This is a genomic window from Rummeliibacillus sp. TYF005, from assembly GCF_003844195.1.
Classification (GTDB): Bacteria; Bacillota; Bacilli; order Bacillales_A; family Planococcaceae; genus Rummeliibacillus.
The window spans coordinates 1-22,009 of the sequence record NZ_ML122569.1; the positions used below are offsets into that span (position 1 = coordinate 1).

The following is a 22,009-nucleotide window of genomic DNA, read 5'->3' on the forward strand; positions in this document are numbered from 1 at the left end:
GGAAAGAGCTCTTACTACTAATATACGAGGGAGAGCGTTAATGGATATTCTTTCATGGATTTTAGTTATTACAAGTTTTATCATTGCGTTTGTTGGTTTAATATATCCGGTTATACCATCTGTTTTATTTATTTTTTTAGGCTTTATCATACATGGACTATTCCATGGCTTTAGTGAATTCCCTTGGTGGTTCTGGGTATGCGAAATTCTTTTTACTATATTGTTATTTGGTGCAGATACACTTGCAAATGCGTTTGGTGTAAAAAGGTTTGGGGGTTCAGAAGCAGGCATCTGGGGAAGTACAATTGGTTTATTAATAGGACCGTTTGTTATACCGTTTGCAGGTATTTTAATAGGACCTTTTATAGGAGCAGTAATCGCCGAATTACTTTTTTCAAAAAGTTCTCTTAAACTGTCGTTGAAGATAGGAGTCGGATCGCTTGTTGGTTTTTTGACATCCGTAGTAACGAAGGGAATTGTACAAATAGTGATGATTGTTTTGTTTTTGGTCGTTATGTAAATTCGCTCTAAAAACTGGCTTTGCGTAAAACATTCAATCTTTTTATGTAATAGGCTAGTTGTATAAAATTCATAGTAATTCAGTCTAAAGGATGAAATTGAAAAATATAGTTAATAATATTTGAACGCAAATATAAATTTTGATAACCTAATGGATGTAGTAAATAATTACTTAATTTCAAGGAGGAATTTTATTATGGCATTTGAATTACCAAACTTACCTTATGCTTTTGATGCATTAGAACCACATATCGACGCAAAAACAATGGAAATCCATCACGACAAACACCATGCTACATACGTAGCTGGCCTAAACGCTGCTCTAGAAGGAAAATCTGAATTTGAAGGTAAAACAGTTGAAGAAGTAATTGCTAACTTAGACGCTGTTCCTGAAGCAGTTCGTACAGCTGTACGTAATAACGGTGGCGGCCATGCTAACCACTCACTATTCTGGGAATCATTAGCTCCAAATGCAGGTGGCAAACCAACTGGTGAACTTGCAGCAGCAATCGATGCAAAATTCGGTAGCTTCGATGCTTTCAAAGAACAATTCGCAGCAGCTGCTAAAACTCGTTTTGGCTCAGGCTGGGCTTGGCTATCACTAGCTAACGGTGAATTAGAAATTTCATCTACTCCAAACCAAGACTCACCAATCATGGAAGGTAAAACTCCATTACTTGGTCTTGATGTTTGGGAACATGCTTACTACTTAAACTATCAAAACCGTCGTCCTGATTACATTTCAGCATTCTGGAATGTTGTAAACTGGGACAAAGTTGCAGAACGTTACGCTGCTGCAAAATAATCCATTATTCTTGGAACAAAGCACGTATCTTACACGTCAGTAAGATGCGTGCTTATTTTTATGGGCTCGTTTAAAATGGGCATATATTTCTGTATTTCGTTACTACTATTTACTGTTGATCATATTAAAAATTTACAATTACATAGGCAAGAAAAATATTAATTCCCCTATGTCTTTGAAAGGCATGCAATTATTCATTTTTTAGCGAAAATGTTTTATGTTTTTTCACAGAAAAATGATATACTACTAATTGTGAATTGAGTGGAAAGGGGGCTAAAAGCATGCGCAAAAAAAACAAAAATATAAACAAACGTGCATCCAATGTCAAAGCAAAACAGCGTGCAAATCTTTCTTTTCGAATGAACGTACTGTTCTTCTCGATTTTCTTATTATTTTCAGCCTTAATATTACGATTAGGATATATGCAAATTGTAAAAGGAAAAGATTATGTTAGAGAATTAGAACAAACGGAAGAAGTCACAGTAAACACTAGTGTTCCACGAGGTCGAATATATGATCGACAAGGTCGTGTATTAGTTGATAATAAACCTAAAAATGCAATTACCTATACAAAATTGCAATCTACGACAAGCGAAGAAATGTTAGCAACAGCTAAAAAGTTATCAAAACTTATTAAAATGGATACAAGTAAAATAGCGTTGCGAGATAAGCAAGATTATTGGATTACTCTTCATAAAGATGAAGCTTATGCAAAAGTTTCAAAAAAAGAGCAAAGCGCTATTAATAAAAACGATAAGTTATCTACTTCTGATAAACAATCTGAACTCGATAAATTAGTACGGGATCGTATTACAAAAGCAGAATTGAAAAGTTTAACGAAAGAAGACTTACAAGTTTTAGCTATTTATAGCAAAATGGTAGCAGGGTATAACTTATCACCTCAAATTATTAAAAGTGATAAAGTAACAGATAAGGAATTTGCTATCGTATCCGAACATTTAAACGAGTTACCAAATGTCAATACAACAACAGATTGGGCCCGACAAAAAAATTCAGATTTAAGTATTCTTGGCTCTACGACTACACCATCTGAAGGGATTCCAAAGGATAAGCTCGATTATTATTTGGCTCGTGGCTACTCACGAAATGACCGAGTTGGGAAAAGTTATATTGAAGCTCAATATGAAGAATTACTGCAAGGGCAAAAAGCAGTTGTCAAAAACGAAACTAACGGAAAAGGCCAAGTTGTCGAAACAAAAACAACATCTCCAGGTTCACCTGGGAAAGACCTTGTATTAACAATTGATAGTAATTTACAAAAGAAACTTGAAAAACTAGTTGAAGAGCAATTACTTACAGCAAAAGCAACTGGTGCTTCTAGTCTTTTAGATCGTGCCTTTCTTGTCATGATGAACCCAAATACTGGGGAAATATTATCAATGGTAGGCAAAAAAATAGATACAGATGAAACTGGTAAAACTGTCATAAACGATTATGCTATTGGTACTTTTACTTCAGCTTATGAAGTAGGGTCAGTAGTAAAACCAGCGACATTACTTACTGGTTATTCATTAAATGCCATTACACCAGGAGAAGTCTTAACCGATAAACCGATTAAAATTGCTGGAACAAAAGCAAAATCTTCTATCTTTAACCGTTCTGGTGCAATTCCTTTATCAGATTTACAAGCGCTTGAACGTTCTTCTAACTCATATATGTTCCAAGTTGCGATGAAGATTGCTGGAGCTAATTATGTGTATAACGGTGGTTTAAGAGTACAACCAAATGATTTTACAAAAATTCGTAATTCATATGCTCAATTTGGTTTAGGAGTGGATACAGGTATTGACTTACCTGGTGAATTTACAGGATTTAAAGGTGAAGAATCGATTTCAGGTAAATTACTCGATTTAGTAATTGGACAATATGATACATTTACACCACTACAATTGGCTCAATATGTATCGACAGTTGCAAATGGTGGGAAGAGAATCCAACCGCATTTAGCAAAAGAGGTACGTGAACCTTCAGTAGATGGGAAAAAATTAGGACCTATTGTTAAAGAATTTACACCAAACGTATTAAATACGATTAACAATCCTCAGTCTCAAATTGATCATGTGAAGCAAGGGATGCATTTAGTGTATTTTGGTAGCCAAGGTTCAGCAGCTTCATACTTTAGAGATGCAAAATTTGACGCAGCAGGTAAAACAGGTACAGCTGAAGTTGTATACTACGGACCTAAAAGGGCTGCATATGGCACTCAAACATTAACAATTACTCATATCGGATTTGCTCCATACAAAAATCCGGAAATCGCCTATGCTGTAGTTGTTCCATGGGTGACAACAAGCCAAAGTTATACAGCTATCAACAATATCATTGCACGTAAAGCTGTTGAAACGTATTTCTCTTTACAAAAGAAAGAAATGAATAATAAAGAAGAAACCGTAGGACAAAAAATAGAAAGAGCAAACAATAAAAACGCTAGTAATAATTCTGCACAGTAGAATGATGCTTAGTAATATAAAAATACAGTGAATTCCATTTGAGGGAACTGAGAAACTTACCTTTTTTAGTTGTGTAAATGAAATTCAATACAATAAAGGCAAATTGTCGTCTTATTTGGACGGCAATTTGCCTTTTTCTCTCTCTTTTTTTCACTCAGAATTTTTAGTATTCGCTTAAGGTTGTGGGTCAATCACATTCTTCGAGGATAAAAGTAGACTCTACAAATTGATTAATTTTCCGAAGCATATTTCCCTTCGGCACCACAATATTGTGCTATGAATGGGTTTCTTGGTTTTAAATTTTTGGGAAAAGTATTTTAGAGAAGAGAAAAGAGTGGATTGGAGTGGAAGGCAGCGAGTCCTCGAAAATGTATTCACATTTTCTTCGTGCGGTGTAAATTCGAGGAAGCTAATTCAATGTCTAGCGGGAACAGCACGAGCTGAAGCACCCGGACTGAGCGTAGCGAGGGAGAAGGCTGAAGCCGTGCCCGCAGAAAGCGTAATCAGAACTAAAGTATATAAGTAAAAGATAAATNAGAAAGCGTAATCAGAACTAAAGTATATAAGTAAAAGATAAATCGATAGCTTTTTAAATTTATTTATATCAATTTACATCCCCTTTACAAAACCATAATAATCCCTAACATTCCATTTATATTCCCTCAACAAACTCCCATTATAGTAAGTATTGTAATAAACAATACAAATTCCTTTGGGAGGCAAACACAGATGAAAAACTGGAAGTACTTAATGATGACATCAGTTATCGGATCTGCATTATTTTTAGGAGCATGTGGTAATAACGATGACTCAGCATCAAAAAGCAATAACGGTTCAACAGAACAAAAAGCAGATGCAAGTCAAAAATTAGAAGGTAAAATTTCAGGTGATGGTTCATCAACAGTAGCACCAATTATGGAAGCAATCGTAGAAGAATATGCAAACGAACAACCAAAAGTTCAAGTATCAGTAGGCGTATCTGGAACAGGTGGCGGTTTTGAAAAATTCATAAAAGGCGAAACTGATTTTTCAAATGCCTCTCGTGAAATTAAAGACGAAGAAGCTGCGAAATTAAAAGAAGCAGGTATTGATTATACAGAAATGAAAATTGCATTCGACGGAATTTCAATCGTTGTTAACAAAGATAATAACTGGGTAGAAGATTTAACTGTCGATCAATTAAAACAAATTTGGTTAGAAGATGGTAAAGATAAAAAATGGTCAGATATTAACCCTAAATGGCCAGATGAAAAAATCGTATTCTATTCTCCTGGTACAGATTCAGGTACTTATGACTATTTTGTAAATGATATTTTAGAAGAAAAACAACTAGTAAAATCAGTTACTCTTTCTGAGGATGATAATGTCCTAGTTAAAGGAGTAGAGTCAGATAAAAATGCTATTGGCTATTTTGGATATGCATACTACTTAGCAAACAAAGATAAGTTAAAAGTTGTTAAAATTGGTGGGGTTGAACCAACACATGACACAATCGAATCTGGAGAGTATACACCACTTTCTCGTTCACTATACGTATATGTGAAAAACAGTGCTATAAAAGACAACCCTGTTATGTATGATTTTATGAAATATACAATTGAAAATGCTGGAGAAATGGCTGAAGCAGTTGGTTACGTAAAAACTCCAGATGATATATATCAAAAAGACTTATCTGCATTAGAAGCGTTGAAATAATAAGAGTTAAAAGGGAGTGAGTAGCAAATAGCTACTCACATTCCATTTGAAGGGGGACTTCAATTGGTTAGCTTTAAGCAACAAGATTCGCAATCTGTTCAACAACTAATCGAACAAGCAAAAGGCAAAGGTTCAAAAAAGTTAATGGAAAAAATAATGCCGAAGATATTATTTTTGACGGCATTAGTATCCGTCTTAACGACAATTGGTATTGTATTTACACTGATTTTTGAAACTTTTGAGTTTTTTACAAGAGTGAATATTATAGATTACCTAATCGGTAGAGAATGGCTACCTTTTGCTGGAGATTCACCAGCATATGGGGTTTTGCCATTAATCGCTGGCACATTAAAAGTTACATTGATCGCAGCAGTTGTAGCGGTTCCACTTGGGATAGCGGCAGCAATTTATCTAAGTGAGTATGCAAGTGATAAAATACGCAGAACGATTAAGCCAATTTTAGAAGTTTTGGCTGGCGTTCCTACTATTGTATATGGATTCTTTGCATTGACGTTTGTTACACCAATTATTCAAACTGTTATTCCATCAGTGAAAATTTTTAATGCAATAAGTCCAGGAATCGTAATTGGAATCATGATATTACCAATGATTGCTTCATTATCAGAGGATGCTATGTCTTCCGTTCCAAACTCGATTCGTGAAGGTGCTTTGGCACTGGGCTCTACAAAATTAGAAGTAACATTAAAAGTTATTCTACCAGCGGCAATATCAGGGATTCTTTCTTCTATTGTACTTGCAGTTTCTAGAGCAATCGGTGAAACAATGATCGTTTCTCTAGCTGGTGGATCGACTCCAAAATTCGACATGAATATTACTGATTCTATTCAAACTATGACTGCATATATCGTTCAAGTATCAAGCGGTGATGCTGGTTATGGAACTACTATTTATTATTCAATCTATGCTGTTGGTTTTACTCTTTTTATCTTCACATTACTGATGAATTTATTAGCACACTTTATCTCAAAACGCTTTAAGGAGGAATACTGATGAATTATATCAATCAAAAAGAAGTCATCAAGAGAATGTCAGGGCGAATATTCCTCAATGGTCTTTTTAAAGTGATCTTTCTATTAGCGACATTGTTCGCTTTAGCAACGCTTGGAATTTTGATTTATCGGATGGTTACACAAGGTTCTGGATATTTAGATGCTGATTTCCTGGGAAATTTCTCATCTAGATTTGCCGAAAAAGCTGGGATTAAGGCAGCATTGATAGGGTCGATTTGGCTAATGGCAGTTGTTGCTCCAGTATCACTTTTACTTGGTATAGGTGCAGCTCTTTATCTTGAAGAATATGCTTCTAAAAACAAAATGACGGATTTTATACGTATGAATATCTCCAATTTAGCTGGAGTTCCTTCTATTGTATTTGGTTTACTTGGATTGACCATTTTTGTTCGAAGTTTAGCTTTAGGAAAAAGTGTATTAGCTGCTGGATTGACCATGAGTTTATTGATATTACCTGTCATAATTGTTTCTTCTCAAGAAGCAATTCGCGCTGTGCCGAATGAATTGCGTGAAGCATCATATGGTATGGGTGCAACTAAGTGGCAGACTATTTTAAAAGTTGTACTACCTTTTGCGATACCGGGTATTTTAACTGGCTGTATTCTAGCACTATCAAGGGCCGTTGGTGAAACAGCTCCTTTAGTTGTAATTGGTATTCCTGTCATCGTACATTTTTTGCCAGAAGGAATTTTAAGCCAATTCACTGCTTTACCAATGCAAATATTTGATTGGGCAAAACGTCCACAACCAGAATTTCAACATGTCGCAGCAGCAGGGATTCTTGTTTTACTGATATTCTTAATTGTTTTAAATTCAATTGCTATTTTCATCCGAAATAAGTTCCAAAAACGTTATTAAAATTGGAGGATATAAAATGTTAAAAATTCAAGTGAAAGATGCAGAGCAAAATTCAACTGATAATCTTAAGGTACTTCAAACAGATAAGAAAAAAACTGTTTATCAAACAAGAAACTTGAATCTTTGGTATGGTGAGCAACAAGCTTTAAAAGATATAAATCTTGATATTATAGAAAATGATGTAACGGCTATTATTGGACCTTCTGGTTGTGGAAAATCCACTTATATTAAAACGTTGAATCGAATGGTAGAACTTGTACCAATTGTTCGTACAACTGGTGAAATTATCTATCGCGAACGAAATATTTTAGATAAAAATTATCAAGTAGAAGAATTAAGAACGAAAGTAGGAATGGTATTCCAAAAGCCAAATCCATTTCCAAAATCTATTTATGATAATATTGCCTATGGTCCAAGAATTCATGGTATAAAAAACAAAAAGATTTTAGATGAAATCGTAGAAAATAGTTTACGTGGTGCGGCTATTTGGGATGATGTAAAAGATCGTTTACATCAAAATGCATATGGGTTATCAGGAGGGCAACAACAACGTATTTGTATTGCTAGATGTTTGGCAATAGAACCAGATGTCATCTTAATGGATGAACCGACTTCAGCACTTGATCCTATATCAACATTAAAAGTAGAAGAACTTGTTCAAGAATTAAAACAAAATTATTCTATTATAATTGTGACACATAATATGCAACAAGCTGCACGTATTTCTGACAAAACAGCATTCTTCTTAAATGGTGAGGTAATTGAATTTGATGATACAAATAAATTATTCTCAACACCATCAGATCGACGTACAGAAGACTATATATCTGGAAGATTTGGCTAAGGAGGAAATAACATGACACCAAGGGAAAAATTCGATAGTGACTTAAAACGTGTTCAAAATCTACTTGTTGAATTGTGCGAACGTTCAATTCAGGCATTCGAGAAATCGCTGAATGTATTATTTTCAAAAAATATGGACGGTGCAATCGTTATTATTGAGCAAGACCGTTTCATCAATCGCTTAGAAGAACATCTTCATGATGAAATTATTCTTTTAATCACAAAACAGCAACCAGTAGCCACAGACTTACGAAGATTAGTTGCTCTCATCCGTGCTGCACAAGATATGGAAAGAATAGGTGACTATGCCGTAAGTATTGGAAAAGAAACAATTCGTATAGGTGAAAATCCCAAACCTTATCCAGAAGAGCAATTACGAGAAATGGGAAAATTGACTGTTAATATGTTAAAAGAAATGTTGGATGCTTTTGTAAAAGAAGATGTTGAAAAAGCAAAAGAAATCGCTTTACGAGATGATCAGATTGATCATTGTTATGGAGAAACAATGTCATCTATCGAAAAAATGATGACTAACGAATCCTCGAGTGGCCATGCAATTCAATTGGCGCTAATATGCAAATATATTGAAAGAGCTGCCGACCATGCCACAAATTTAGCTGAAGCTTTATTCTTTATAGTCCAAGGAAAAAGATTCGCTCTAAATTCATAAAAGGAGTTTTCCGTAAATAGTGGAAACTCTTTTTTATCATACATTTTAAATGTAATTCGTTAATTAATTAATTAATTTTAAGTTTTACATACAGTGTAGTGAAGTTTCAAAAATCACAAAAGATGTTTCAAACAGCAAATTTAGCTGATGAAACATCTTTTCTTATTTTGCGGATGTAATGATTTTGACTATGTCTTTATTAGACATATCAGATGATAATTGATAATCACCGATTTGAATATCTTTTGCTTTGTTCTTATTGATGATGTATCGTTCTAATTCACCATCATCCTTTATAATACCGCCATCTTTTAAAGCTTTTGTGACTTCGGTAGTCCCCATACCTTTTTTGATGACCAATTTATAAGTAGTGACTTTCTTTTTCTCTTTACTTGTCGAGGTGTTTTCTTTTTTTAAAGTTTGATAGTCTGTCTGAATCTTTGCAAGTTGTTCTTTTGCATCAGCAGCTTCTTCTTTTAAAGTATCGAGCTCTTCTTTTTTTATAACAACAGATCCTTTTGAAGCTTTTATAGAATTCTGAGTGTTTTCTTCAAAAAAGTGAGTTTGGATAGTCATTATACTTCCAGCAAGAAATAATCCAATGCCAAATGAGCGAATTGTGGATTTCATCATAAACGATTTCCCCCAGAAGCAATAATCGCTTGTACTTGTTCTGTTGATAGGGATGATCGTTTACTTATTTCTTCGGTGTTATAGCCTTGCTTATGTAAAGTGATAACTTGGCTAATTATAATTTGATGTATGCCCTTAATATTTGCCTTTGACGTTTGTTTAGGACTAACTTTTGTCTTTTTAACAAATGATTGAGGCTCAAATAGTAATTCCTCCTCAACGGCTTTTAAACGCCGTTTCAATTGATGGGTTTCTTGATAGAAGTTTAACGATAATTCTTCAACATCCTTCTCAAGTTGTTTAGATTGTTTCCCAACAAAAAAAGATGCGAAAATTATGAGCAATCCGACAATGATTAGTATGAGAGATAAGTCCATTCTGTTCACCTCATGTAGTTATTTAGTTGTGTATTCAGCCGAATATTAACGGGCAGTAGATTAGGAGGCAACTGCCCGTTAATACTGGAATGTTGTAACTGATTCTCAGCGAAGGAAAACCTTAACTGAGTGAATTTTACTTTATTTTAACATAACAAAATCTAATTAGAAATGACAGTAGATTTTTTTGCGAATTATGATATAATGGTTTAGTCGTATAAATCATGCTCACTAAGACATTTTATTCTTTATATAGAGTGGGAGGGATAACAATGCGCGTTAATATTACATTAGCTTGCACTGAATGTGGCGAACGTAACTACATTTCAAAGAAAAACAAACGTAACAATCCAGAACGTCTAGAACTAAAAAAATATTGTTCTCGTGATAACAAAATGACACTTCACCGTGAAACAAAATAATGCTCATTGCCAAAACCTTTGTGGTTTTGGCTTTTTCCATTTTTAGAGAAGTTGGAGTGAAAAAATAATGCATAAAAAAGAACTTCGAAAAATAATTATGAGTGAATTAAAAAAAATTAATAAAGAAACATATAAAGAAAAATCTGAACTTATACATAAAATGTTACTTCAAGAATCAGCTGTGAAAAATGCAAATATTATCGGTATTACACTTTCTGCTTTTCCAGAAGTAGAGACCTGGGATTTAATTAAAGCCTTTTGGGCATTAGGGAAGAAAGTGGTCGTACCGAAATGTGAGCCAAAGTCTAGAAGAATGACATTTTATGAAATCACATCGTTTCAACAACTTGAAACTGTATACATGCAACTTTCAGAACCAATTCCACATTTAACAACTAAGATTCCAAAGGAAGAGATTGAATGTTTAATTGTTCCTGGTCTTGCTTTTGATAGACAAGGGTTTCGATTAGGTTTTGGCGGTGGGTATTACGATCGATTTTTGTCAGATTTTGATAAAACGACCATTTCTTTGGCTTTTCATATGCAGATAGTTGAAAAAATCCCTACAGATGATTATGATGTACCTATTGAAAAAATAATTACTGAAAAAGAAATTATAAATTGCAATTGATTTGAAAGGGGAGAGTTAACTCCTTGGAAACAGTATATGATGTAATGCAACTTTTAAAACGATTTGGTACTTTTGTTTACACAAAAAACAGAATCGGCGATTTACAGTTAATGGAGATGGATTTAGTCGAATTGTATAAGGGTGGACTTATCGAGGCACGTGAATTCCAATCAGCCCGTCATATCTTAAGAACAGAAACTGTAAAACTTGAAAAAGAAATAACATCAAAATAAAAATTCAATTATACAAAGGACCTATTGAAAAGAATTTTTAAAAATGGTTTAATCTTTTTTAAAATGATGAAACTTTTTGTTGGATGTATTCGTTATTATAATGATAAATGAATACGGTATTATGGAAATAATAATTATGTAACAAAAATGTTGCTTTATTGTTAGAAAAGGATTAAGATATATTTTGTTTCTTTCATAATGGAACTAATTTTGTAACGAACGAAAGAAAGTAGGAGGATGTTAGGAATGAAATTCAATAAGCTACCTAAACATTCAATATTGGTGATCGCTATTATCACCACTTGGATTAAGACATACATTACTTATCAATCTAGTTTTGATATGGAAATTGACAATTCAATGCAACAATTCATCTTATTGATTAACCCGCTTGCATTCTTGTTATTTATATATGGGATTTCTTTATTCTTTAAAACTGCAAAAAGAAGAAATCGATATTTAATAACAACAAGTGTTATCTTATCAATACTTGTATACGGAAATGTTGTTTTTTATAGATTCTTTAATGACTTTATAACACTACCTGTATTATTCCAAACAAGTAACTTTGGAGATTTAGGAAACTCAGCTACATCATCTATTAACTGGTACGATGTTTTCTATTTCACTGATGTTGTATTATTAATACTAGCTGTTAAATTCTTACCTAAAACTAAAGAAGCTACAATTACTAAACCAAATTTACGCCGCACTTACTTTGTGCTAACTTTTGCTATATTATTCTTGAATTTGGGTTTAGCTGAAACACAAAGACCACAATTATTAACTCGTAGTTTTGACCGTGAATTATTAGTTAAAAATATTGGTACGTATAACTATCATTTATATGATATTTTCATTCAATCAAAATTCCACGCTCAACGTGCTATGGCAGATGGTAGTGAGCTAACAGATGTAACGAACTATGTGAAATCAAACCAAGGTGAAAATAATAAGAAAACTTTTGGTGTTGCTAAAAAACGCAACGTAATTATTATTTCACTTGAATCAACTCAAAACTTTGTTATAAACAATAAAGTGAATGGTCAAGAAATAACACCATTCCTTAACAAGCTAACAAAAGATAAGGATACTTTTTATTTTGATAACTTCTACCATCAAACTGGATTAGGTAAAACTTCTGATGCAGAATTTATCGTAGAAAACTCATTATATGGTACAGGACGAGGATCCGTATTCTTTACAAACAGTGGTAATACTTTTAACTCAATGGCAGAAAGATTTAACGAAAATGGCTATTTCACTTCTGTACTACATGCAAATAATAAGAGTTTCTGGAACCGTGACATAGTGTACCAAGCATTCAATATCAAAAAGTTCTATGATGTAGAATCTTATCATGTAACTGATGAAAACTCTGCAAACTGGGGATTAAAAGATATTCCTTATATGGACCAATCTGTAGAGATTATGAAATCAATGCCACAACCATTCTATACACGCATGATTACATTATCTAATCACTTCCCATTCACTTCAGATGAGGAAGATCAATTGATTAAACCTTACACTTCTGATGATAATACTGTAAATCGTTACTTCCAAACTGTACGGTATACAGATGAAGCGATAAAAGAATTATTTAAAGACTTAAAAGCATCTGGTTTATATGATAACTCAATCATTGTTATGTATGGTGACCATTACGGTATTTCAGAAAACCATAACAAAGCTATGGCACAATATTTAGGTAAAGATGCAATTACACCATTCGATACTGCACAACTTCAAAGAGTACCATTCTTTATCCATATACCAAACTCAGGTATAGGTAAACAAATGCATGAAGTTGCAGGACAAATGGACATTAGACCAACAGTATTACACTTACTAGGTATTGATACTAAAAATGATTTACAAATGGGAACTGACTTATTCTCAAAAGACCATAAAGACTTCGTAGCATTCCGTGACGGTCGTATTGTAACAGATAAATTAGTTTATGCTGGCGAAGTATGTTACGATAAAGCTACAGAACAAAAGACCGATTCATCTAAATGTTCACCATATATTGAGCAAGCAAACAAAAAACTAGATTACTCTGATAAGATTATCAATGGAGATTTGCTTCGTTTCTACGACAACAAAACGGGTGAAGCAAAAAAATAAAATAAGATTTTAAGTTATTCATTACCGCATGGCTATTACTGGCTATGCGGTTTTTTTACATTTATGTTAGTAAAAAGTAAATTTCATAAATTTAAATTCTCTAGATAAAAAATTATTAATATAATACTAGAATTTTTATCATTTAATCGTATAATGAAATAGTCAGAAAGGATGTGAAAAACGTGTTAAAGATGATTTATCTATTAGTGACTGCAGTTCTCTTTCTTGGTGCCTGTCAACAACAGTCGATTTCAAAAGAAAATAAAACAACAACTGAGAACAATAAAATTCATACCGTAAAATCAATCTCGAATATCGTCCCATATCAAATAAAGGCAGAACAATTACATACAGTTGTTGGATTTTTATCTGAGGTTGACTTATTAATCATTGAGCAACATCAAAATAGGGAGCAATTGGTTCGATATAATTTAGAAACAGGGAAAAAGAAAATTCTTTATACTTCGGACGATGCAATTATTCAAGTTTTAATTCATCCTAGTATGAAAGAGATTCTGGTGCAAACAGCGAATAACTCAGAAAGTGCGAACGTTACGATAATTACTGTTGCAGGTAAAATTCTACATAATTTTAACGTCAAATCACAAGAAATCTCTCTAGTTTGGAATCCTAATAACACAAATTTAGTAGGATTATCAGCTTTTAATAATGATTTTTCGTATAATAGTTACATATATGATGGAAGCAAAAACAAACTAGTTGAATTCCAATCTGACAATCCATTTTGGACTTGGTACTCTGATAATATATTATGGGTAAACAAAATGGGGAATAATCCACTTAACGGTGGTACTTTAACAACCATCAATTGGAGAAATGGAAAAGTAACGTCCGAATCTAAACAAAAGATAGTTTATGTAAGTTGTTTTAAACAGTCTTCTCTGATTGTTACAATGGATTTTACTAAAGAAGAATTTCGTTATGTATTAGAAAAAGGTAATAAAAAGCAAGAGTGGACATCACCAGCTGTTACGGATTATGCTCAATGGTTTGTACCGGAAGTACAATGGCTGGATGATCAATCACTGATGGTATTATTGCCTATGGAAAATGGGAAAATAGATGAGGGTGAGCATCCTTTTAAACTTGTACATGTTTCTTTAAATGGTGTTCATACCATTGGACAATCACCAAATTATGAGCAAATTATATGTTCAGCTAAAGGAACACTTTGCCTTTCTGGAAATAATTATGAAACTGTTATTTCTATCAAGCCTTATGAAAAGAAAAAATGGTTAGTAGTAAAAGATTAAATTTAGCTAAATCATCTGAATAGTAAAGAACTGATCAAATAAAAAAGGATGCCCCGAAATGGAGCACCCTCTTTTATACCAAATTTTAGTGAAGGCTTGGTGGGAAACCTTGATGTAGGATAGTCATAACTACGAACCATCCAAACACTGCGAACGCTGCAAAGTTAAAGATTACACCAAGAATAGCTTTTTCTTTAAGAGCTTGCACTGTTCCTACTAGACCTAGAATTGCAACTAGGCCGAAAATAACCATTAATAAGTTCAATATAGACACTCCTTTCGACATCAGAAAATGAATGTCGTAAAACAATATTCCTTCTCTATTGTAAAGCTATTTGTTTTGTTTGTCGAGAACTTAATGTGACGGTTATTTGAACGTAATATAAAATAGTTGCTTTTTTATGAAATACAGAAACTTACAACTTTAGCATGTGCAGTTTGTATTTTGTTTTAGGTGTATTTTAAAAGTTTCTTCGTCTGATATATAGATAAAACCAATTTTTGAAATAGCCTTCGCCTTGAGAAATGTTTTAATATTTCTGTATAATGGGTCTGAGGTGAAGAAATGTTAAATATTCGTACATATCCTTTAGGGCCTATTCAAGCCAATTGTTATATTATTAGTAATTCTCATAAAGAATGTCTTGTGATTGACCCTGGTGGTGAAGGAGAGAAGCTAGTAAAGCAATTGAGAAAGCTTCATTTAAATCCAGTTGCGATTTTATTGACACATGCACACTTTGACCATATAGGCGGTGTGGATGCAGTAAGAGATGCTTATAACGTGCCAGTATATTTGCATAAAAAAGAATCCAGTTGGCTTCAGGATCCAATGCAAAATGGTTCTGGTCGATATAAGGAAATACCTGATATTTTAGTATCTCCAGCAAATCATTTAATTGAAAGCGAACAAATATTAGAAATTAGCCATTTTAAATTCAAAATATTGCATACACCTGGTCATTCGCCTGGTAGTATTAGTTATGTATTTTTGGATGAAGGGTTTGCGATAGTTGGAGATACATTATTCGAAGGAAGTATTGGCCGTACAGATTTAGTTGGTGGAAATAGTAAGCTATTGCTTTCATCCATTCATAATAAGTTATTAACACTAGATGAAGAAACAATTATATATCCAGGTCATGGCGGCCCAACAAGAATAGATATAGAAATGGAACAAAATCCATTTTTAAACGGCTTTTAAACGAAACACACCAAATTTAGTATGGCTGCTATTTTAATGTCTTAGATATTAAAAAAAGAGGCTCAAATGGGCCTCTTCAACTTGAAGATATTATCTTCATCTAGGGGATGTTTTCTCTCCATATATTAATGGGAGGGATAAAGTTAAGCTACGACTATATAATAAAATATCTTTTACAATATGTCAATAGTGTAAAACTAAATAAAAAAAGACAGTCAAATGACTGTCTCTTTTTGCAATTAATGTTCTAAACCTGGTACGTGAATGAATGTAGCGTAGTATGTGAATCCAGCAAAGAATACTGTTAAGTAAGCACCGAAAATATACATATACATACGTTCTGTAAGGTTTAAGAAGCCTAATAGAAGGAAAAATCCTGTGTTAGCTACGAATAATAGCGAAACCTCTTTCATACCACCTAAATAAAACATAACTGCGAAAATACCTGTCCAGAAGCCAAGCACCTTATACATATTATCCATGTACGGTTCCCTCCTTTTCGACGACACAATAATCTCTTAACCATTATAAATGATTTTATTGACACATGTAAACTGCAAGTTGCTAAGAGTTTGTGACAATACAGTGTAAAAAATTCACAAATCCTAAGAATTTAAATATTATATTATATATTTACGTGATAAGTACAGTAATCACAACTATTAGTCATGCTTTCAATTTTTACAAAATCTTTTACATCGAATAATGTATCGAATTGACCTTTAAGATAAGATTCATGTAAATTACATACAATGTTAGAATGTTTACCTATTTCATCATGGTAAGGACAATTATAAACTGCAAATGACATTGTTTTTCCTTCAGGTCCCTCGTTAATTGATGGGACATATCCGATAAGGGATGCTGCTTCTGTTATTAAGTCCATTTTTTCATCAATCGATAATTGAGAGCGATCTTTGCCATGACTTAAGATAAGTTGTTCCATATCTTTTAGACCGTGGTTATAACTGATTTTTTGTCCAATGCGATCTGCTTCAGGACCAATTTCTTCAATAACTTCGAGTGTCCATTGAAGTAATTCTTCATAATTTCTTTTAGGAAATGATAAGGTTACGCCATTTTCATTTGCTTTATATCTTCTTCCTGGTCGTCCACCTTTTCCTGTTTTTTCATATTCTGCACTAACGACTTCGATTTCTGTAAGCTTTGATAAATGTAATCTAGCTACGTTAGGATGAATATTGAATTTTTCAGCAATATCTTGAACGGAAAATGATTTTTTTTCTTGCAACATAAATTGGTATATGGAAAATCTAGTTTCATCAGATAAAGTACTTGTAACTTTAAGTTGATTAAACATATCAACTCACCTCCTATTTCATTACTTACTATTATATAGCAATATACCAATTGTGAAAGTAGAAAAAAACTATTCTTCAAGAAAATGTGATTTTTTTTAGAAATTTTAAAGATAAAAATGTCAATACTTTGACAATCTCTAAAACCATTCGTATGTTTTTACTTTCAGAATAAATGAAATAAAATGTTTCAATATATTCTTCCATTTCCATAATAGACCATGTATAATATTGCTAACAAGTATAGAGCGGTCATTACTTGTTTGGTAGAGAGGAGGTAAAATGTCATTTACTGAAACAATAATAGAACAAAAATCGATACAATTATTGCAAAAAGCTATTGATTTTGGCGCATCTGATTTACATTTAATGCCTTCGAAGGAGCAGTACAGCGTTTATTTTCGAAAATATGGACAACTTAAATCAGTTGGACAACTTCCCCAAGATATAGGAGATCGGATGATTTCTTATTTAAAATTTTTATCCTCATTAGACATAAGTGAAAAACGTAAACCCCAAAGTGGCTCATTCGAGCAAATATTCAATGACAAACATATTTCTTTTCGTGTTTCTACCTTACCTTCTGTGTATTTAAAAGAAAGTTTAGTTATTCGGTTAATGTTACAGAATCGAACATTACCAATTTCAGAGTTGAGCTTATTTCCTCATTCTGCTAATCAGCTAGTCGAACTTGTAGAGAGGCCTCAAGGGATTCTATTTATGACTGGACCAACTGGATGTGGGAAATCGACGACTTTATATTCTCTTATTCATCATCTAGCAACAAAGCATCAAAAGCATATTATTTCTTTAGAAGATCCTGTTGAAAACAACCAATCTGATTTGCTACAAATACAAGTAAATGAAAGAGCGGGAGTAACTTATGCAGTTGGGTTAAAAGCAATTCTAAGGCATTCTCCGGATGTTATTATGATTGGAGAAATAAGAGATCGTGAAACTGCACAAATAGCAATCGAGGCCGTGTTAACAGGACATCTAGTAGTGACGACAGTGCATAGTAAAAATACTGTTGGTTGTTTATACCGTTTATTAGATTTAGGGATTTCTTTAGAAGAACTTAAACAAACTGTTTTAGGTGTCGTTGCCCAAAGATTGGTTCATTTGAAGTCAACTCAAAAAGCTACTGCTGTTTTTGAAGTGTTATCGGATGGTTATTTAGCTGAAGCTTTTCGAGCAATCGAATATGGTCGTACTTATGAACTTCCATTAGAAAATACATTAGAAGGTCAAATTGAAAAGGGGGTTAAGCTAGGTGCTATTACCCTTCATCCAAAAGAATAATTGGATTGATAAATTTGATTTGATAAAAGAAAAACGGATAAAAGAGCCAGCACAATTGTTAAAGAAAATGAGTGTCTTATTAGAAGAAGGTTATACTTTTTCTGATTCTTTGTTTATGTTATTACCACATCATAAGAAAAATAATACAGATATTGAAATAGAGATACAGGAAGCATTACGTAATGGGGCTTCAATGACTGAAGTACTTGATTTGTTAAACTATCCTAAAATTCATCTTATGACCATATTGGTAGCCGAAGAATATGGGAAAACTGTACAAGCTTTAGAAACTGTTGCGTTACAACTGGAAAAAAAGGAACAAAACAGACAAAGACTTATTAAGCTGATGATCTATCCTACGATTCTTTTTGTATTTCTTATAGTACTTTTCTTAGCATTTCGAACATATTTTCTACCGAATATGACATTTATGATGAATTCTCAAACGACTGAAAAACAGCTTGATTTAAAATTATCTGCATTTTTTTTACATTTGCCTGATTTGTTTATCACAATGGCAATCGTTTTACTAGTTTTATTATTTTTATTGTGGAAATGGTTAAGAAAAAGAACTATTGAAGATCAAATTGAATTTCTGTTGAAAATTCCTATAGTTAATCGGCAATTTAGATTGCAAATAACTAGACAGCTCTCATATGAACTTGGTGGTTTAATCGAGAGTGGTATGCCTATGCAAGATGGGTTAGAGCTATTACAAAAACAGTCCATGCAACCTTATTTGTCAAAGGTAGCTGAAAAGATTAAACAAAGAATTTTTTATGGAGATTCTTTATCTAATGCTGTTACTCAAGAAGATTTTTTTTATAAAGGATTTTCAGAACATGTTCTACATGGTGAACAGGGTGGGAACTTAGGACGTGAATTGCAAATCTATAGCGAATTTCTAACGGAACGCACAGAAAATAGTATTAAAAGAATTTTAGCTTTAATACAACCGTTACTTTTTGTTATCGTCGCACTTTGTATATTAGGAGCTTATCTAGCTATTTTGTTACCTATGTATAAAATGATGGAGCTTGTTTAAAAAGGAGGGAGTTTTTTGGGACAAAACGGCCAAAAGGGGTTTACTCTAATTGAGATGCTTATTGTTTTATTTATCATTTCAGTGCTTATCTTAATTGCGATACCAAATGTTACAAAGCATTTTGCAACTGTTGATAAAAAAGGTTGTGATGCTTATGCCAAAATGGTGCAAGGACAAGTAGAAGCTTATCGAATTGACCAAGGTAAATACCCTGCAACAGTAGCTGAATTAGAAAGTAAAGATTACTTGAAAACAAGTGATTCTAAAGCCTGTGAAGGGAAAAACATTACCATTAGTGACGGTAAAGTAGAAGTTGCAAATTAAACAACTTTTAAAAGGTCAAGAAGGTTTTACCTTTATCGAAATGTTACTTGTTTTAGTAATCACCATGCTTATATGTTCAATTGGTATAAACGTTGGAAAGCAATATATGGATAGGCAAGAAGAAAACCGTTTTATGGAACAGTTAAAGTCTGATATTGAAATGACGCAAGCACTCTCCTTTCAATATCAAACACCCGCTAGTTTCTATATTTATGAGAGTTTAAGGGAAATTCATATTTATGCAAATGGTTATGATATGGTTAAGCCTTTGGTCATAAGAAAATACCCCGAAAATATAAAATTTAATCTAAAAAGCAATATGGACCATGTATTATATACCGAAAATCAAACTGTGTTAAAAGCTGGAACAATTAAATTCACTGTGAATGGTAGAAATAAGGAAGCAATTGTATATATAGGAGAAGGAAGAGTGAGAATTGTACAATGAAAAAGGACATTCGCTGCCAGAGTCATTATTAACACTTGTAATTGTCATGCTAATATTCGGGACATTGTTGCCATTGTTTTATCGTCTCGAAACTTCGTTATATGAAAAAAAGTTAAGTATGCATGCGGCAGAAGCAGCCCTATATGCTGCTGGTAATATTAAAAAGTTCAAAAAATATGAAGGTCAAATTATGATCGATGACATTACTTATTTTTGGGAAGGGGATGAGCAACAAATTTGTGTTGTGTATACAAGTATTCAAGAAGAAAAGCTATGTGTAAACAAAAATTAGGATCTCAACGATGCGAAAAAGGATTTACATTATTAGATTCGCTATTGCAACTTATGATTTTAGTGCTTTTTGCTCATTTCTTCCTTTTGTTTTTTTCATGGTATGCACAAAAAAATAACGGCATGTTTAATAATGATGATTTACATTGGGAACTTTTTGCTTTTCAACTTCAAAAAGAATTAACACATTCAGAAATGTTTACTTATAATCCTAAATTATCAAAAATAATTTATTCAACAGATCGAGGAGACCTAAGTGTTTCGAATATGAGTGGTGAGCTTAGGCGAGGGCTTGGCTATCAACCACTATTATTTGGAGTTGCTCAATTAACGTTCGATTATTCAGAGTATATTCTTAAGATGAATGTTAAGTTTCATGATGGCACAGAAAGGAGTAGAGAGTATATTGTCGCAAATTTCGAAGAATGAAAGAGGATTCTTATTGCTGACAGCTATGATTTTCTTAGCTTTTTGTACCAATATTTTACTCACAGCTGGAGTTGCTTATGATTCTCGCTACCGTGCGTATAATGCATTAAAAATAGCTGCAATCGATCAAACAAAAGAAGTTTTATACTCCATGGAAAAAGAAAAAAATGATGGAAGTACAGAAATCATAGAAGAACATAAACAATAATAGTGGGTTAGAAAATATAAAAAGTATATAAGTTATCTTTATTTTTACAACATATAGTCAAAAATTTTGACATAATCTTCTAATTTACTTATATTTCTTCTTATCCTTGAATGAATTATTGGAATCGATTAGTGTTCATGCTACTATTAATAAAAAGTAATAGTTAGTTGTAAGGCAGTCGAATGGGTAAGAAGGTGAGAAGATGAGAAAAGTATATTTGGTCGGCTATATGGGATGTGGGAAAAGTGCAATTGGCAGAAGACTCAGTTATTATTTAAGAATGCCTTACTATGATATGGACAAAGAAATCGTACGACGGGAAAAAATGACAATCCCTGAGATTTTTGAACAAAAAGGTGAAGCCTATTTCCGAAAAATAGAAACGGAATTTTTAACTACTTTCAGAGATGAATTTTGCATTATTTCAACTGGTGGAGGAGTTGCAGTTAATGCAGAAAATCGTAAAATAATGCGACAAACAGGTCTAGTATTATTTTTAGACGCAACATTTCCTGATATTTGGAAGAGAATTCATAAAGACAAAAATCGTCCCATTGTCCAGCGTTCAACTAAAAAAGAGTTAGAAGATTTATATTATCAGCGTAGGAGATTTTATAAAAGTTCAGCACATATTACAATTCGTACAGAAGGACGGTCTTTAAGACAGATTGTAGAATATGCAGCATATCAGGTGAATAGATTAAAAGGCGAATAATTTTTTGTCTGCATACTGTTATAATTCGCTTTTTAAAGATGTTTATAAAAAATATTGCAAGTTATTTCATTCAATGTTAGGATGTAATCAAGCAATCCTGTTATAGAACATTGATATGTGAATAATATCAAG

27 protein-coding genes are annotated in these 22,009 nt (G+C 32.9%); 22 read left to right on the plus strand and 5 right to left on the minus strand.

Features of this window, described 5'->3' with window-relative positions:
• Positions 1 to 40 precede the first annotated feature (40 nt).
• The 8 genes from CW357_RS13070 (at position 41) to phoU (ending at position 8,892) form a co-directional block, all read left to right on the plus strand.
• Positions 41 to 520, plus strand: coding sequence for a DUF456 domain-containing protein (locus tag CW357_RS13070; RefSeq protein WP_119417306.1), 480 nt, complete (start codon positions 41 to 43; stop codon positions 518 to 520).
• A gap of 195 nt (positions 521 to 715) precedes the next feature.
• Positions 716 to 1,324: a superoxide dismutase gene (locus CW357_RS13075; RefSeq protein WP_119417299.1), complete on the plus strand. Its 609-nt coding sequence runs from the start codon at positions 716 to 718 to the stop codon at positions 1,322 to 1,324.
• A gap of 281 nt (positions 1,325 to 1,605) precedes the next feature.
• Positions 1,606 to 3,795 carry a peptidoglycan D,D-transpeptidase FtsI family protein gene (locus CW357_RS13080; protein ID WP_119417300.1) on the plus strand — a complete coding sequence of 730 codons (2,190 nt, stop codon included), beginning with the start codon at positions 1,606 to 1,608 and terminating at the stop codon, positions 3,793 to 3,795.
• 729 nt (positions 3,796 to 4,524) lie between these two features.
• Positions 4,525 to 5,490: a PstS family phosphate ABC transporter substrate-binding protein gene (locus tag CW357_RS13085; protein ID WP_119417302.1), complete on the plus strand. Its 966-nt coding sequence runs from the start codon at positions 4,525 to 4,527 to the stop codon at positions 5,488 to 5,490.
• A gap of 63 nt (positions 5,491 to 5,553) precedes the next feature.
• On the plus strand, positions 5,554 to 6,501 hold the full coding sequence (gene pstC / locus CW357_RS13090; RefSeq protein WP_233548163.1) for a phosphate ABC transporter permease subunit PstC: 948 nt from the start codon (positions 5,554 to 5,556) through the stop codon (positions 6,499 to 6,501).
• Entirely contained in the window at positions 6,501 to 7,379 is an 879-nt protein-coding gene (gene pstA, locus CW357_RS13095; protein WP_124218279.1) for a phosphate ABC transporter permease PstA, read from the plus strand. Before pstC ends, pstA begins: the two co-directional genes overlap by 1 nt.
• A 16-nt stretch (positions 7,380 to 7,395) precedes the next feature.
• Positions 7,396 to 8,223: a phosphate ABC transporter ATP-binding protein PstB gene (pstB, locus tag CW357_RS13100; protein WP_119417304.1), complete on the plus strand. Its 828-nt coding sequence runs from the start codon at positions 7,396 to 7,398 to the stop codon at positions 8,221 to 8,223.
• Between the two features lie 12 nt (positions 8,224 to 8,235).
• A complete protein-coding gene (gene phoU, locus CW357_RS13105) occupies positions 8,236 to 8,892 on the plus strand; it encodes a phosphate signaling complex protein PhoU (RefSeq protein ID WP_119417305.1) in 657 nt (218 codons plus the stop codon).
• Positions 8,893 to 9,054: 162 nt separating this feature from the next.
• Here phoU and CW357_RS13110 read toward each other — a convergent pair whose 3' ends face one another.
• Positions 9,055 to 9,525 (minus strand): endolytic transglycosylase MltG, encoded by a 471-nt coding sequence (locus CW357_RS13110; RefSeq protein WP_124218280.1) that lies wholly within the window; start codon positions 9,523 to 9,525, stop codon positions 9,055 to 9,057.
• The gene (locus CW357_RS13115) at positions 9,522 to 9,902 is read right to left on the minus strand and encodes a hypothetical protein (protein WP_119417357.1); all 381 of its coding nucleotides are present in this window, start codon (positions 9,900 to 9,902) and stop codon (positions 9,522 to 9,524) included. Before CW357_RS13115 ends, CW357_RS13110 begins: the two co-directional genes overlap by 4 nt.
• A 272-nt stretch (positions 9,903 to 10,174) precedes the next feature.
• Here CW357_RS13115 and rpmG point away from each other — a divergent pair, with 272 nt between their 5' ends.
• From rpmG to CW357_RS13140, 5 genes are all read left to right on the plus strand, one after another.
• Positions 10,175 to 10,324, plus strand: coding sequence for a 50S ribosomal protein L33 (gene rpmG / locus CW357_RS13120; RefSeq protein WP_010287907.1), 150 nt, complete (start codon positions 10,175 to 10,177; stop codon positions 10,322 to 10,324).
• A gap of 67 nt (positions 10,325 to 10,391) precedes the next feature.
• A complete protein-coding gene (locus tag CW357_RS13125; RefSeq protein WP_124218281.1) occupies positions 10,392 to 10,955 on the plus strand; it encodes a 5-formyltetrahydrofolate cyclo-ligase in 564 nt (187 codons plus the stop codon).
• A gap of 23 nt (positions 10,956 to 10,978) precedes the next feature.
• Entirely contained in the window at positions 10,979 to 11,188 is a 210-nt protein-coding gene (locus CW357_RS13130) for a YqgQ family protein (protein WP_119417355.1), read from the plus strand.
• 246 nt (positions 11,189 to 11,434) lie between these two features.
• Positions 11,435 to 13,318 (plus strand): LTA synthase family protein, encoded by a 1,884-nt coding sequence (locus CW357_RS13135; RefSeq protein ID WP_124218282.1) that lies wholly within the window; start codon positions 11,435 to 11,437, stop codon positions 13,316 to 13,318.
• A 191-nt stretch (positions 13,319 to 13,509) separates the two neighbouring features.
• Positions 13,510 to 14,592: a YqgU-like beta propeller domain-containing protein gene (locus CW357_RS13140; protein ID WP_371684199.1), complete on the plus strand. Its 1,083-nt coding sequence runs from the start codon at positions 13,510 to 13,512 to the stop codon at positions 14,590 to 14,592.
• 85 nt (positions 14,593 to 14,677) lie between these two features.
• On the opposite strand, the gene CW357_RS13145 is transcribed toward CW357_RS13140, so the two are convergent.
• Positions 14,678 to 14,857 carry a DUF2759 domain-containing protein gene (locus tag CW357_RS13145; RefSeq protein ID WP_119417352.1) on the minus strand — a complete coding sequence of 60 codons (180 nt, stop codon included), beginning with the start codon at positions 14,855 to 14,857 and terminating at the stop codon, positions 14,678 to 14,680.
• Between the two features lie 300 nt (positions 14,858 to 15,157).
• On the opposite strand from CW357_RS13145, the gene CW357_RS13150 reads away from it, so the two are divergent.
• Complete coding sequence (locus tag CW357_RS13150) at positions 15,158 to 15,796, plus strand: MBL fold metallo-hydrolase (RefSeq protein ID WP_124218284.1); 639 nt, start codon at positions 15,158 to 15,160, stop codon at positions 15,794 to 15,796.
• A 239-nt stretch (positions 15,797 to 16,035) separates the two neighbouring features.
• Here the strand turns inward: CW357_RS13150 and CW357_RS13155 are convergent, their stop codons facing one another.
• Positions 16,036 to 16,278 carry a DUF2626 family protein gene (locus CW357_RS13155; protein WP_119416339.1) on the minus strand — a complete coding sequence of 81 codons (243 nt, stop codon included), beginning with the start codon at positions 16,276 to 16,278 and terminating at the stop codon, positions 16,036 to 16,038.
• A gap of 143 nt (positions 16,279 to 16,421) precedes the next feature.
• Positions 16,422 to 17,117, minus strand: a complete 696-nt coding sequence (locus CW357_RS13160) for a helix-turn-helix transcriptional regulator (RefSeq protein WP_119416338.1) — start codon at positions 17,115 to 17,117, stop codon at positions 16,422 to 16,424.
• A 280-nt stretch (positions 17,118 to 17,397) separates the two neighbouring features.
• Here CW357_RS13160 and comGA point away from each other — a divergent pair, with 280 nt between their 5' ends.
• From comGA to CW357_RS13200, 8 genes are all read left to right on the plus strand, one after another.
• The gene (gene comGA / locus CW357_RS13165; protein ID WP_124218285.1) at positions 17,398 to 18,417 is read left to right on the plus strand and encodes a competence type IV pilus ATPase ComGA; all 1,020 of its coding nucleotides are present in this window, start codon (positions 17,398 to 17,400) and stop codon (positions 18,415 to 18,417) included.
• A complete protein-coding gene (gene comGB, locus CW357_RS13170; RefSeq protein ID WP_124218286.1) occupies positions 18,389 to 19,462 on the plus strand; it encodes a competence type IV pilus assembly protein ComGB in 1,074 nt (357 codons plus the stop codon). Before comGA ends, comGB begins: the two co-directional genes overlap by 29 nt.
• 54 nt (positions 19,463 to 19,516) lie before the next feature.
• Complete coding sequence (comGC, locus tag CW357_RS13175; protein WP_119416341.1) at positions 19,517 to 19,786, plus strand: competence type IV pilus major pilin ComGC; 270 nt, start codon at positions 19,517 to 19,519, stop codon at positions 19,784 to 19,786.
• Positions 19,776 to 20,234, plus strand: coding sequence for a competence type IV pilus minor pilin ComGD (gene comGD / locus CW357_RS13180; protein WP_119416335.1), 459 nt, complete (start codon positions 19,776 to 19,778; stop codon positions 20,232 to 20,234). Before comGC ends, comGD begins: the two co-directional genes overlap by 11 nt.
• Positions 20,224 to 20,526 carry a hypothetical protein gene (locus tag CW357_RS13185; protein ID WP_119416334.1) on the plus strand — a complete coding sequence of 101 codons (303 nt, stop codon included), beginning with the start codon at positions 20,224 to 20,226 and terminating at the stop codon, positions 20,524 to 20,526. Before comGD ends, CW357_RS13185 begins: the two co-directional genes overlap by 11 nt.
• Positions 20,508 to 20,954, plus strand: a complete 447-nt coding sequence (gene comGF, locus CW357_RS13190) for a competence type IV pilus minor pilin ComGF (RefSeq protein ID WP_124218287.1) — start codon at positions 20,508 to 20,510, stop codon at positions 20,952 to 20,954. Before CW357_RS13185 ends, comGF begins: the two co-directional genes overlap by 19 nt.
• Positions 20,932 to 21,162: a hypothetical protein gene (locus CW357_RS13195; RefSeq protein WP_124218288.1), complete on the plus strand. Its 231-nt coding sequence runs from the start codon at positions 20,932 to 20,934 to the stop codon at positions 21,160 to 21,162. The genes comGF and CW357_RS13195 overlap by 23 nt, the downstream gene beginning before the upstream one ends.
• 202 nt (positions 21,163 to 21,364) lie before the next feature.
• A complete protein-coding gene (locus CW357_RS13200) occupies positions 21,365 to 21,877 on the plus strand; it encodes a shikimate kinase (RefSeq protein WP_119416331.1) in 513 nt (170 codons plus the stop codon).
• The last annotated feature ends 132 nt before the right edge of the window (positions 21,878 to 22,009 follow it).

What these genes read in the sequence shown, in the direction of transcription:
- CW357_RS13110 (WP_124218280.1), bottom strand. Translation starts at nt 9,525, where the DNA reads ATGATGAAATCCACAATTCGCTCATTTGGCATTGGATTATTTCTTGCT.
- CW357_RS13140 (WP_371684199.1), top strand. Translation starts at nt 13,510, where the DNA reads ATGATTTATCTATTAGTGACTGCAGTTCTCTTTCTTGGTGCCTGTCAA.
- pstA (WP_124218279.1), top strand. Translation starts at nt 6,501, where the DNA reads ATGAATTATATCAATCAAAAAGAAGTCATCAAGAGAATGTCAGGGCGA.
- CW357_RS13115 (WP_119417357.1), bottom strand. Translation starts at nt 9,902, where the DNA reads ATGGACTTATCTCTCATACTAATCATTGTCGGATTGCTCATAATTTTC.
- CW357_RS13085 (WP_119417302.1), top strand. Translation starts at nt 4,525, where the DNA reads ATGAAAAACTGGAAGTACTTAATGATGACATCAGTTATCGGATCTGCA.
- pstB (WP_119417304.1), top strand. Translation starts at nt 7,396, where the DNA reads ATGTTAAAAATTCAAGTGAAAGATGCAGAGCAAAATTCAACTGATAAT.
- rpmG (WP_010287907.1), top strand. Translation starts at nt 10,175, where the DNA reads ATGCGCGTTAATATTACATTAGCTTGCACTGAATGTGGCGAACGTAAC.
- CW357_RS13150 (WP_124218284.1), top strand. Translation starts at nt 15,158, where the DNA reads ATGTTAAATATTCGTACATATCCTTTAGGGCCTATTCAAGCCAATTGT.
- comGF (WP_124218287.1), top strand. Translation starts at nt 20,508, where the DNA reads ATGTGTAAACAAAAATTAGGATCTCAACGATGCGAAAAAGGATTTACA.
- CW357_RS13200 (WP_119416331.1), top strand. Translation starts at nt 21,365, where the DNA reads ATGAGAAAAGTATATTTGGTCGGCTATATGGGATGTGGGAAAAGTGCA.
- comGA (WP_124218285.1), top strand. Translation starts at nt 17,398, where the DNA reads ATGTCATTTACTGAAACAATAATAGAACAAAAATCGATACAATTATTG.
- CW357_RS13080 (WP_119417300.1), top strand. Translation starts at nt 1,606, where the DNA reads ATGCGCAAAAAAAACAAAAATATAAACAAACGTGCATCCAATGTCAAA.
- comGC (WP_119416341.1), top strand. Translation starts at nt 19,517, where the DNA reads ATGCTTATTGTTTTATTTATCATTTCAGTGCTTATCTTAATTGCGATA.
- CW357_RS13155 (WP_119416339.1), bottom strand. Translation starts at nt 16,278, where the DNA reads ATGGATAATATGTATAAGGTGCTTGGCTTCTGGACAGGTATTTTCGCA.
- phoU (WP_119417305.1), top strand. Translation starts at nt 8,236, where the DNA reads ATGACACCAAGGGAAAAATTCGATAGTGACTTAAAACGTGTTCAAAAT.
- CW357_RS13075 (WP_119417299.1), top strand. Translation starts at nt 716, where the DNA reads ATGGCATTTGAATTACCAAACTTACCTTATGCTTTTGATGCATTAGAA.
- CW357_RS13160 (WP_119416338.1), bottom strand. Translation starts at nt 17,117, where the DNA reads ATGTTTAATCAACTTAAAGTTACAAGTACTTTATCTGATGAAACTAGA.
- CW357_RS13135 (WP_124218282.1), top strand. Translation starts at nt 11,435, where the DNA reads ATGAAATTCAATAAGCTACCTAAACATTCAATATTGGTGATCGCTATT.
- CW357_RS13125 (WP_124218281.1), top strand. Translation starts at nt 10,392, where the DNA reads ATGCATAAAAAAGAACTTCGAAAAATAATTATGAGTGAATTAAAAAAA.
- CW357_RS13070 (WP_119417306.1), top strand. Translation starts at nt 41, where the DNA reads ATGGATATTCTTTCATGGATTTTAGTTATTACAAGTTTTATCATTGCG.